Source organism: Pseudovibrio ascidiaceicola (assembly GCF_900114245.1).
In the GTDB taxonomy this organism is placed as follows: domain Bacteria; phylum Pseudomonadota; class Alphaproteobacteria; order Rhizobiales; family Stappiaceae; genus Pseudovibrio; species Pseudovibrio ascidiaceicola.
In genome coordinates, this window is record NZ_FOSK01000010.1 from 175,475 (window position 1) to 187,463 (window position 11,989).

An 11,989-nucleotide genomic window follows, 5' to 3' on the forward strand; every position below is an offset into this window, starting at 1 on the left:
CTTAGTGCCGGAATCCTGCCGCGCATAGGCTTTTAAGATCAACATGAATGTGATGAGAGCGAGGCAAAACACTCCAAAAAAGAAGCGTTTAAAAGTTTGCTTGAAGCCCAAGAAGCACTCGGCTGGTCTCACTGTCATCTGTGTTTAATACTTCGTGTCCTACACGCCCGAACACTTCCAGCTGAAGCAGGTCACCATAGGCTTCGGTGTACCACCCTCTCCACTTCAAAGATGCTCCCAGCCCTGCTTCAATTGCCACAGCGCTGGTTTGGGAGTTCCAGTTTCCGCTCCCTATGGAATACGCAAAGGGCGACAAAATCAGGTTAGGATCGAGCCTAAAAGTGTAACCAAGTCGGCCATCTCCATAGAATAAAATGGTTTTTTCCTTTTCGAAGAAACGACCACCTTCCAGATAGAGACTGATGTAGGGTTCTTTGTCGATGGGCTCGCCGGAGTATATATCGTAGAGCGGGAGGAAGTCGTTTCCGCGGGTGAAGGACCAAAGCACCCTCCCCAGCCAGTTGTCTTCTGTGATGCTGCCGCCTTTGAAAAACCGCTCCAGACCGATTTTCAGGTTTTGCGTCATGAAAGGTTTGAAGCGCAGGCCGACGATGGTCTGGTAGGTGTCGGGATTGGGGCGGAAGCTGTAGCGCTCATTGAGCCATTGGGCGCGGGCGATGATCTCGAAGACGCGGCCATTCTGGTAACCGATCACGGGAGGTCGCCACGCCACTTCGAATGTACCGAACGGACTGCTGGACGGGATACCCAGGATAGCACCTGTTATTTCTTCTTCATTCTGCCGTGAGGGGCTGATGCCGTCAAAGAACAGGAAGCTGAGCGGAATTTCCAGAATACGGAGCTGCCGTTGGAAGCGCTCCAGTTTGTCCTGTTCATAGATGTTGCGCTGGTGCTGGTGCAGCACATCAATCCGCTTGCGAAACAGTTCAGCAGCCTTCTTGTTTTCAAAGGCTGACAGATAGGTATAGGCCAGATCTTCCTGCAGGTTCGCCTGATCTGGCTTTTCCTCCAGCGAGGTTTCAAAGCGCGTGATCGCCAGATCAGTGTCACCCTGAGCACGAGCAAGATATCCACCCAAAGCAAGGGTTGCCGGGTTTTTATGATCACTTGCTGGCAGGCTTTCGTATGCGGCCTCTGCTTCCTCCAGTTGATCCAGCTGGAACAGAACCTGGACCACGGAAAAACGGATGTCCTGCGTTGAAGAGATGGACTGTGCCTTGCGCAGGTCCACCAGAGCGTTTGCCAGTGCCTCTGGGGACTGATTACCCCTATGGAGCGTGAGTTGGGCTCGGGCAGCATAATACCCGGCCATCTGCTGTTGAGAGAGCTTGGAGACATCAAGCTTGGCCATGAGGCGCGCTGCCTCGTCATATTGCATCTGGCGTAGGTTGAGATAGAGCAGCGCCATGCCAGCGCTCTGATCGTCATGCGCCTCAAAGGATTCCTGAAACCAGTCCTGTGCGGCGTTATATTCTCCCAACTCCTGATAGAGAAAGCCGAGCTGGCTTGCGGTGGCGAGGTTTGGGCTGAGCTCATACGCTTGCTGTAGCTCCTGTCTGGCTTTCTCCTTGTCTCCCAGTCGCAGATAGAGGCTGGCCAGCGTCAGGTGCTTGTCGGCGTTCATGGGCTGGGCCTGAAGCTCCTGTTGTGCGCATGTCAGAGCTTCCAGGTTGCGGTCGAGTACGCGGTAAGCCTCGCATCTGATTGCCAAGATCGCATCGGTATTTTTGGTCTGGTCCAGTTGTTGCAGCAACATGAGAGCTCTTTTGGGGTGATTGAGCTCCAAGGCAAGATAAGCGGCTTCCAGGCGGGTTTCTGCAGTTGGCGCCATTCGCAGTGACTGTCGGTACATTTTCACGGCTTCCTGAAGCTGCCCCTCTGTTTTCAGGAGGCGCGCCAGTGCAAGGAAAGCCATGGCAAACCTGTTTTTGTTTTCGTCTGACAGGTTTGCTGTGTTGGTGTAGCTGAAAACGTAGTTCAGCCACATGCGGGCCGTGACACCTTCTGCGGTGCTTTCCTTGAGCATGAGATATGCTGGCAGAACGAGTGTCGGGTCTGGCTGCAGCTTCCAGTCCGCGATCAGATAGTCAAGCGTGCTGGTCCAGTCTTCATTGGTTGCAGAGACGGCTGCCAGATCAAACAGAAGACGTGCATAGGCTTTCTTGTCGTTTTCATTGAAAGCACCGTCAGCGCGGGCTTTCTGAGCTCGCGCAAGGGCATCCTGAAGAACGGCGGAAGCGATGCGGTGCATGTTGGAGAGCAGGGCAATCTGCCCTCTTTTTGCTGTGATGCGCCAGTTGGGCATCAAAATTTCAGCTTCTTTGAGAACCTGATTGGCGAGATCCAGATCCCCTGCCCGTCGTGCTAAATCTGATAGGGTTTGCAGCAGCTCTACCCATGCTTCAGGTGACTTCTGCTGGTCGGTAAACTGGGTAATGGCGCGCAGTTCCACCAAAGCGTTGATAGCCTGTGTTTCCCAGCCGTTGTTGAGGGCCAGCTTGCTGAGTTGTAGGCCGTATTCCGGGCTGCGGGTGAGCTTGATCAACAATCGGCCTGCGGTGACCGCTCTGGCATCATCTCCGGCGCGAATGGCGATGTCTGCCAGTGCCAGATAGTAGTTGGCGGCTTCTTCTGGCCCGGAGGCTTTGGTGTCGAGGATCCGGCCATCTGCTGTTAGAAGCGCCATTTCAGCCTCAGCGCTGGAGCCTTTTTTCACCAGAGCGTAGGCCAGCTGAACGCGCGTGGACAATCCTAGTTGATCAATGCGCCCGGGGTTGAGGAAGGTCAGCAACTCGTCCAGATGACCAGAATTGAGCGCACTGGCGGCCAGAGCTCTGGCGAATGTGCGTTGTTCCAAAGCGGAGGATTGGCGGCCAGTAAACAGTCCATTCATTTCACCGCGCAGCAGCAAACGGTAAGCGTCTTCGTCCTTGCCTTGTTCAAGAAGAAGGAAGGCTTCGTTCAGAATTGCTGTGCGCTGGGTTCTTGGTGCATTGTCCAGCTTGGAAAGATCCTCCCACTCGTCTCGCGCTTCTTCCAATTGATTGAAGTTGAGCAAAAGATCCGCTCTGATGAGCCTTTGCCTTGGAGTGGCAGCGCCCAGCTCTCGCAGAATGTTCAGGGCGTGGAGAGCTTCTTTGGTTTTGCCTAGCTTAATGGCTGCTTCTGCTGCGCCTGCAAGGGCTTCTTCCCGGTCGCTTGGCAACAGTTTGCCAGTCTCGATCGCCAGTCTGAAATCATCAAAGGCCTCCGCATACTCACCCGTGAGCATTTGCAGATGGCCCAGAGAGAGATAACCGCGGCTGAAGGCGGGCGATTGGGATTGCAGGATCTCCAATTGATCGATTGCCGCGATTGGGCGATTGAGGCCGATGAGCAGCTGAATTTTTTGCCAACGGGCCACAAGATGATTGGGATCTTGCTTGAGCAGCTCATCCAGCTCTTTCAGGGCATCTTCGCTTCGTCCTTCTGCCAGCAGGCGGTAGGCCAGGTCCAGCAAGGGATAGGAGCGGTAATCGCGCCACGTGCTTTGCAGCAGGGATTGGCTGTCCTGACGGTCCTTCAATAAACTGATGTAGTACTCGTCTTTTTGCTGAAGGGTGTAAGGTACGGGGGTAACTGGCTCTGAAGGCGGTGCTGGATTTTGCGATTGTGTTGGAATGGACAAGCCAAGCGCAAACATGATGACCCACAGCAGATAGAATGCCGAGTTTCGATTGGCATTTGTGCGTGTGTTGTGGGGTGTTTGGGGCCGGGTCATGAGTGCGTTTCCTGCTCTACAGGAATTGTGAGTTCCAGACTTTCTTCATCCGGATAATCATGAGCGGTCTTGTCCCAGCCTATAACTTCGCCAGTGCCCAGATGTCGGATCCATGTTTTGATGGCGCGCATCATGGCGATGTAGTTGATGATGATGGATACGAAATAGCGCAGAGTTACAGGAGCCAATGCGCGCAGGCCGTAGTGGTAGCCTGTCCAGATATGGCGCTGGATAAGGCGGTGGGCGAGCAGCAGCACGTTGAACCAGATTACATACCAGAACGGGCTGTCTTCTGGCAGAAGTGGCGGCAAATGGTATGCATCCGGTGCCAGCTTCTCATAGAGGCGAAGGCCCCAGTAGAAGATTAGTGAGATGTAGCCGATGATGATGGCATGGCTGAAGAAGACCATCTTCCTGTCGCGCCAATAAAAGTATTTATCAGCGAGCCCTCCTTTCCACCCCAGCTGTGCCCAGCCCTGAAACGCGATGCCGATGGTCCAACGGGTTTTCTGGCGTACGCTTTGCCAGAAGCCGGAGGGAAACAGTTCCTGTGTGACTGCAAAGTCCGTGTGGTCGCTTTTCTTTGTCGGGTGGACCCAGAGCAGGCGATGGGTGAGCCCCTTCCCTGTGAGCCGCATGGCAAGGTCATAGTCTTCCGTCAAGGAGCTGATGTTGAAGATTTCCGGTATGCCGTTCTCATCTGTCCCAGAAATGGATTTGGCTGTCTCGATGGTTTTCTTGGAATAGCAGGTACCAACGCCAGCGCCCGGAACGGTTCCGGTCAGGAAGCCCCTGACGAGGACTTCCTTGGAATGGAACTCGGCGAACTCGTCCATGTAGTGGCCTGCTGTCAGGTCCCGGCGTCTACGGGGTAACGAGAGCACAGGCAGTTGCACTACATCGGCAAGTTCCAGACTGGCGTTGAAGATGTGCAGGGCGTTGGAATTGAGGATGTCTTCGGCATCCTGCATCACAATGCCGGCGAAGGAGATGTTCTGCTCCTGTTCGAACCTCTCGATTTCGGCAAGAATGGTGTTGACGCAGTCAGCCTTACAAGTTGGGCCGGGATTGTTGGTGGTGACGACGCGCAGGTTGTCATGTTCGGCTGCCAGACGGCTTGCAGCCTTCTGTGTGGCTTCATCATTGGGGTAGACACCGATGAAGATCCAATAGGATGGATAGTCCAGCCTGCGCATGATGCCTGTGACGGCGGGATAGAGGATTGCGGCTTCATCCCACGCGGGCAACATGATGACCAGCGGTCTGGGCGGGACGTGCCCTGTTTCTTCAAACAGGCGCTCTTCAGTTCTGCCCACTAATGGGCCGCGATACCAGGCGACAAAGGTGTAATAGAGGGTGTCAACGAACAGGTCATCTGCGCCAGATACAGCAAAAACGTATGAGGCGACGAGAAAGAGGCCCTGCGTAACAAGAAACAATAATACAAAAGCATCTGTTACCAGCATACTCTGGTGCACTCCTTCGCAGTAACCTGATTAAAGTTACCCTAGGAGATTCGAGAGAATGCCCTCAGTCATGGGATGTTCTCAGAGGATTGGGCTGAGGCAGTTATGACGTGGGAGGGAGTGCTGAGGCCCTCTCCTCTCACAGTTTGTTTCGCATCGTTAATTAGCGCAGATTCAGGCCAAAGTTTTGCTCTGCTGCATTTCATCGATGTCTGCCTCAGAGAAACCAAGCTGCTGTAAAACCTGTGCAGTATCGTCTCCGGTTCTTCCTGCTGGTTCAGGTGTTTGCGGAACTGTGCGGCTGAAGCGTGGTGCTGGTGCTGCCTGTGTGACGCCATTGAGCCGGATGCGGTTGCCGCGCTCGGTGTTGAGAGAGGCTGCGTTTGCCTCTTCGATGGAGAGCACAGGAGCAACGCAGGCGTCGGTACCTGCAAAGACACCGGTCCAGTGATCCAGTGTGTTTGCTTTGATGGCATTGCCGATTTGTTCTTCCAGCTGAGGCCACTCTTTCATGTTCATCTGGATCTTGGAAAGCTCTTGCGGAAGGTCCAGCCCTTTCAGCAGCAAAGCGAAGAACTGAGGTTCCAGAGAGCCGACGGACAGATAGCGGCCATCTGAGGTTTCGTAGCATTGATAGAACGGTGCGCCGCCATCCAGCAGGTTGGTCTGGCGCTTGTCCTGCCAAAGGCCGCGACCCAGCAAGGAGTAGATCAGGCCCATCATGGCTGGTACACCATCGACCATGGCTGCATCAATCACCTGCCCTTTGCCGCTTCTGGTGCGTTCAAACAGGGCTGATAATACTCCCAGCAGCAGGAACATGGACCCGCCGCCGTAGTCTGCTGCCATGTTGAGTGGTGGCACGGGTGGTCGGCCTTCTTCACCAATGGCGTGGAGCATGCCGGTCATGGCGAGGTAATTGAGGTCGTGGCCGGCGGCATGAGCCAGTGGCCCGTCCTGCCCCCAACCTGTCATGCGGCCATAGATCAGGCCCGGGTTCTTGGCGAGGCATTCGTCCGGCCCAAGGCCAAGGCGCTCCATTACGCCGGGGCGGAAGCCTTCGATCAGGATGTCGGCTTTCTCAACGAGGGAGAAGAAGACTTTGACTGCCTCTTCGCTCTTCATGTTGAGCGCTATGGACTTCTTGCCTCTGCGGTTGACGTCCTTGTCGATCCGCTCGCCGGTGCGGCGATCGACGACGATGACATCGGCTCCCAGATCTGCAAGCAATTGTCCGGCCATGGGCGCTGGGCCAAGGCCTGCCATCTCCACCACCTGAAGTCCTGAAAGTGGTCCCGCTTTTGCTGCTGTCACATATGCCTCCCCAGTCAGCCAAGTCCTGCGCATGCGGACATCTTAGAAAGTGCCCGTTTCCAGAGTTGATGCCTTGCAGAGCTGGCTCGTCAGATTAGATTACCTGAAAGCCGCGCTGGGCGGATAACTCCGGTTTGCGTTGTTGGGTCAACCTTAGAGCGGCTGATGGTGGTTCCACAACTCTCCATTTGGTGAATAGCCTATCCAATAGGTTAAGATGGATGGTGAGTGCGAGGAGGTTTTTCAGTCTGATGCGCTGGGCTGTGTCGTTTGCTGTGACGGGCGTTTTCTGATGAAATGAATTCATCAACGCAGTTACATAGCAACTTAAAGTAACGCATGAATCACTTAAACCACGCAAAATTACACATAAGAACGCAAAGTCGCGTGGTTTTTATAATGTCTATATATTTCAGTAGGTTGTGATTATGTATTCAATATAGTTGTGAGGAGTAAGCTGTCTGGCTGTTCCAGTGCCTCTACCACGGTAAAATGATTTTTGCCGGGGTCCTCATAGGCAGTGATCTGCGTTTCAAAGCCGCCCCACATTGCGCAGTGGGCTGCATTTTGCCGCCGAAACTCTGCCAGCTCCTCAGCGCCAACCCAGCCTGTAAAGCGTAGATTATCAAGAGGTTCGTGCAGCACCGGACTTTCTGCCAGCGCTTCCGCTTCGTCGATATGCAGAATGTCGTTCATTGCTGTCCTGCGGATTGGTCGCAGATCATAGACCCCACTGATGCCGAGGATGTGCTTGATCCGACTAGTGATACTGTCTGGTATCATCCGATTTTTGCAGCCAAGCCGTGCAACCAAGTGACCACCAGCAGAATGACCTGTCAGGTGAATCGGTCCTTTAACTTGTTCAGCTGAAACTTCAAGAGCATGCTGCATCTGATTGGTAATATTGACAATATTTGCATCTGGGCAGAGGTCGTAAGACGGTATGGCAACGGTGTAACCCATCTCGACAGCCCCCTTTGCCAGATGGCTGAAGGCGGACTTATCGAAGGCCTTCCAGTACCCGCCATGAACGATCATGACGAGCCCTTTGGACGCCTCAGTGCCTTGCGGGAAGAACAGGTCGAGCTTCTCTCTCTCCCCGCTTCCGTAGGCGATATCCAGCTGTTTTTTTGAGCTCTCGCGAAACGCTTTGGAGCGTTCAACCCATTGATCGAACAGCTCTTGTGCGTTTGGCACTGCTCCGGAGTTATGATAGGCCGCGTCCCAATCCCGCATCATGTTATTCCGCTCTTGGCAGTACTGCCGTTGCTTCAATTTCCACTTTGGCCTGATCTTCTACCAGATCAGCCACCTGGATCATGGTCATGGATGGAAAATGGCGCCCAAACACAGAGCGATACGCCTCGCCAACTTCGCGCAGGCGAGCGGTGTAGTCTTTCTTGTCGACCACATACCATGTCAGGCGCACCACATGCTCTGGCTTCGCGCCAGCAGTGGCTAGAATTTCGCGAATGTTCTCAAGCGTTTGCTTGATCTGGTCAATGAGATCATCGCTCTCAAAGACCTGCTGACCATTCCAGCCGATTTGACCACCCAGAAAGATTGGTGTGCCCTCTGCCATAATGCCATTGGCATATCCGGAGGCTGGTTTCCAACCTTCCGGCTGGAGAAATTTGAACAGTGCTTGTTGTGTTGTCATGAAGGTCCCTCTTCCTTCAGGAAAAATTCCATTTGTTTTTTAATGGCTTGCGGCCAACTCACTGGTTTTTTATCTGCGCCTGTGACGTAGACAATGACCGAGCGGCTTGTGAGCCGAAGCTGGTCTGCGCAGGTGACTGTGAACTCCAGATGCACACTGGAGCGACCGAGCTTTAAAACCTGAAGCGTGAATAAAAGTTCGTCACCAAGCTTGCTTGGCTTTTTGAACTCTGTTTCGATCTTGGCTGTGGGGACTGCATCCCCTTGATTTATATGAATGTCTACGAACGACGTGCCAAGCGATTGCTCGAACCACTCTTCTGTGACCTGATTGATCATCTCGAAGTAGCGGGGATAAAAGACAATTCCAGCGGGATCGCAGTGCTGGAAGATCACTTTGATCGTGCGTTCAAAGACCAAGGTATCTGTCCTTCATTTCCTCGGTGAGTGTATCCGGGCGGCCTGCCCAGACTGACTCGCCTTTTTCCAGAATGACGGCCTGATCAGCCAGCGGAAGGAGCTCCTTCAGCGTCTTGTCGACGATGAGAATGGACAGTCCTTCCTTTTTAAGCCTCGCAATCGCCTGCCAGATTTCCCCGCGTACAACCGGTGCCAAACCTTCTGTTGCTTCGTCAAGGATCAGCAATTTCGGGTTTGTCATCAATGCTCTGGAGATGGCGAGCATCTGCTGCTCTCCGCCAGACAGCGTGTTGGCGCTCTGGCTTTTCCTCTCCTTGAGGCGTGGAAACAAGTCGTAGACGCGGTCCAGTGTCCACGCGCCTTTACGGGCGGCAGCGCTGAGATTTTCCAGAACAGACAGGTTTGGGAAACAGCGGCGACCTTCTGGCACCAATCCCAGACCCAAGCGGGCAGCTTTGTGACTGGACATGCGGTTCAGGCTTTGGCCGCAGAATTCGATGGTGCCTTTGGTTGGCGTAACCATCTGACAAATAGAGCTGATTGTGGTAGATTTGCCCATGCCGTTGCGGCCAAGCATCGCTACCATCTCGCCTTCATTGATGGAGAGGTTTACGCCGAAAAGCGCTTGTGCGGCGCCGTAATGGGCTTCTAAGCCTTTGACTTCCAACAGCATCAGGCTTCCTCCCCGAGATAAGCTTCTCTGACAAGCGCACTGGCGCGGATCTCATCGACCGAGCCTGACAGAATGGCTGCGCCGCCCACCAGAACCGTGATGCGATCTGCAAGACGGAACACGGCATCCATGTCGTGCTCAATGAGTAGAATCGGGATTTCCGGGCGAATTTCCTCAAGGAATTCTGTGAGTTGGATAGATCCCGTCGGGCCGAGACCAGCCATGGGTTCATCAAGCAAGAGAGCTTTGGGTGCGAGTGCCAAAGCACAGGCGACTTCCACCTGACGGCGCTCACCGTGAGACAATTCTGAGACAGCGATATCCTCGCGCCCGCTAAGTCCTACTTTTCTGAGCCAATTTCTGGCTGTTTCGCGTAGTTCCTCGTCGGACTTGGTTTGCTTCCAGAAACGGAAGCTGGAGCCTTGACTGGCTTGTACAGAGAGCATCACATTGCGACGTGCGCTGACTTCCATGGCCAGTGAAGAGACCTGAAAGCTTCGTCCAAGGCCTTTGCGGGAGCGACTAGCAACTGTCTCTGAGGTCACGTCTTCACCATCCAGATAGATGCTGCCGCTGTCGGGTGTGATCCAACCTGCGATTTGGCCAATGAGTGTTGATTTGCCCGCACCGTTTGGTCCGATAAGAGCATGAATCTCATTAGGTTTCAGGTCCAGGGACACGTTTTTTGTCGCCTGCAAAGCACCAAAGGATTTGTGCAGGCCTTTGACTTCAAGAACCGGTTTAGTCATGACGTGCTCTCCCTGCGATCATGCCCATGACGCCCCCTCGGGCGAACAGAACGACACCAAGCAAGGCCAGACCAAGCAGCAGTTGCCAGTGCTGCGTCCACTCGCCGATATAGGTTTCCAGCAGCACGAACAGCGCTGCGCCGATTACAGGACCGTAGAGGCGCCCGACGCCGCCGAGGATGACGAACACCATAATCTCGCCAGAACGGTGCCAGGAGAGCATTGAGGGGCCTACAAAGCCATTCAACTCGGCAAACAGTGCCCCAGCAAGGCCGGTGATCATTGCGGAGATAACGAAGCCCGTGAGTTTGATCGGGAACGGGTCAATACCCGAGGTTGCCAGTCGTGTCTCGTTCATACGAGCAGTGCCGAGTGCTGCTCCGAAACGGGAGCCTGACAGGCGTGCTGAGACGAAGATTGCACCGAGGAGCAGGATAAAGCAGACGAGGAAGAAGGTCAGCGCGCTTTCGGCGTCCACCATTGGAAGCTGATTGCGTAGGTAGATTGAGAGCCCATCTTCACCGCCGTATGTCGGCCAGGAAATGGCGAAATAGTAGATCATCTGGGCAAATGCCAGTGTGATCATGATGAAGTAGACGCCCTCGGTTCTCAGCGAGATTGCGCCAATTGCTAAGGCTGCAATTCCGCAAATGACCATTGCGACAATCCAGATAATAAGCATCTGGTTGGTGCCGGAGATGGCAAAGGGCATGGCCACGAAGAGTGTTTCTTCAAAGCTGTGAAAGGCTGCAATGCCAGTGGTGTAGCCGCCGATGCCGAAGAAGGCTGCATGACCGAAGCTGACCATTCCGCCTTGGCCGATGGCAAAGTTGAGGCCGACTCCGGCGATAGCGAAGATTGTGATCAGGCTTGCCAGGTTGACGTAGTAATCTTCTCCGATGGAAGATGCCCAGAGCGGCAGAGCCAGCAGGATTGCCATGACTGCGATGTTGACGATGGTCTCACGGCTCAGCTTTGGCATGCTGACGGGTTTAGGAGCTGTATCAGTTCGTTGCATTGAAAAGCCCCTTTGGTTTTACGGCCAGAATGCCTGCCATCATCAGATAGATCAGCATGGAAGACAGAGCTGCCCCGATGCTGTTTGCGCTGGCGTTTTCCATGAAGAACTTCAGGATGACAGGTATGAAAATACGTCCCAGTGTATCTACAAGGCCAATCAGGATAGACCCGATGAGAGCACCCTTGATTGATCCAATGCCGCCAATCACGATGACAACAAAGGCCAGAATGAGCACAGGCTCTCCCATGCCGACCTGCACGGAGCGCAATGCTCCGACCAGAGCTCCAGATAGACCTGCGATGGCCGCACCCAATGCGAAAACAATGGTGTAAAGCGTTTTGATATCAACGCCTAAGGCAGCGATCATCTCGCGGTCACTTTCACCGGCGCGGATCCGCATGCCAAGGCGTGTTTTAGAAATGAGCAGATAAAGAAGCATGGCAACAGCCAGCGCTGCAAGAATGATAAACAGGCGGTAGACTGGATAAGCTTCTACGCCGGGCAACGCCATGGTGCCCCCCAGAGCAGCTGGGATGTTGAGGTAAAGTGGCATGGAGCCGAAGACCATGCGGGTACCTTCAGAAAAGATCAGAATGAGAGCAAAGGTTGCCAGTACCTGATCGAGGTGATCGCGGTCATAAAGCCTGCGGATGACAAGCATTTCGATGAGTGCACCAGCTGCTGCTGCTCCAAGGACACCACCACCCAGACCAAGCCAGAAAGAGCCGGTCTGCTGAGTGATCCAAGCGCAACAAAAGGCACCGACCATGTAAAGCGAGCCATGAGCGAGGTTGATCAGGCCCATAACGCCGAAGACCAGCGTGAGGCCAGCTGCCATCAGAAACAAAGTGAGACCGAATTGCAGCCCGTTCAATACCTGCTCAAAAATCAAAGCTGCCGTCATTT

General features: G+C 54.0%; 10 protein-coding genes. All 10 read right to left on the reverse strand.

Translation table 11 applies throughout. The features are described from left to right. Window positions 1-88: 88 nt before the first annotated feature. Window positions 89-3,781 (reverse strand): tetratricopeptide repeat protein, encoded by a 3,693-nt coding sequence (locus BM231_RS18925; protein ID WP_093521790.1) that lies wholly within the window; start codon window positions 3,779-3,781, stop codon window positions 89-91. Continuing rightward, window positions 3,778-5,247 (reverse strand): glycosyltransferase, encoded by a 1,470-nt coding sequence (locus BM231_RS18930; RefSeq protein WP_093521792.1) that lies wholly within the window; start codon window positions 5,245-5,247, stop codon window positions 3,778-3,780. Before BM231_RS18930 ends, BM231_RS18925 begins: the two co-directional genes overlap by 4 nt. Before the next feature lie 174 nt (window positions 5,248-5,421). Further along, window positions 5,422-6,561: a CaiB/BaiF CoA transferase family protein gene (locus BM231_RS18935; protein ID WP_093521888.1), complete on the reverse strand. Its 1,140-nt coding sequence runs from the start codon at window positions 6,559-6,561 to the stop codon at window positions 5,422-5,424. 426 nt (window positions 6,562-6,987) lie between these two features. Beyond that, complete coding sequence (locus BM231_RS18940) at window positions 6,988-7,797, reverse strand: alpha/beta hydrolase (protein WP_244527191.1); 810 nt, start codon at window positions 7,795-7,797, stop codon at window positions 6,988-6,990. Window positions 7,798-7,801: 4 nt separating this feature from the next. Then, entirely contained in the window at window positions 7,802-8,221 is a 420-nt protein-coding gene (locus BM231_RS18945) for a RidA family protein (protein ID WP_057463883.1), read from the reverse strand. Continuing rightward, window positions 8,218-8,640 (reverse strand): acyl-CoA thioesterase, encoded by a 423-nt coding sequence (locus BM231_RS18950; protein ID WP_093521796.1) that lies wholly within the window; start codon window positions 8,638-8,640, stop codon window positions 8,218-8,220. Before BM231_RS18950 ends, BM231_RS18945 begins: the two co-directional genes overlap by 4 nt. Continuing rightward, window positions 8,630-9,313, reverse strand: a complete 684-nt coding sequence (locus BM231_RS18955; protein ID WP_093521798.1) for an ABC transporter ATP-binding protein — start codon at window positions 9,311-9,313, stop codon at window positions 8,630-8,632. The genes BM231_RS18950 and BM231_RS18955 overlap by 11 nt, the downstream gene beginning before the upstream one ends. Beyond that, a complete protein-coding gene (locus tag BM231_RS18960; RefSeq protein WP_093521800.1) occupies window positions 9,313-10,062 on the reverse strand; it encodes an ABC transporter ATP-binding protein in 750 nt (249 codons plus the stop codon). The genes BM231_RS18955 and BM231_RS18960 overlap by 1 nt, the downstream gene beginning before the upstream one ends. After that, complete coding sequence (locus BM231_RS18965) at window positions 10,055-11,080, reverse strand: branched-chain amino acid ABC transporter permease (RefSeq protein WP_093521802.1); 1,026 nt, start codon at window positions 11,078-11,080, stop codon at window positions 10,055-10,057. Before BM231_RS18965 ends, BM231_RS18960 begins: the two co-directional genes overlap by 8 nt. Next, a complete protein-coding gene (locus tag BM231_RS18970) occupies window positions 11,067-11,987 on the reverse strand; it encodes a branched-chain amino acid ABC transporter permease (protein ID WP_093521804.1) in 921 nt (306 codons plus the stop codon). The genes BM231_RS18965 and BM231_RS18970 overlap by 14 nt, the downstream gene beginning before the upstream one ends. Window positions 11,988-11,989 lie beyond the last annotated feature (2 nt).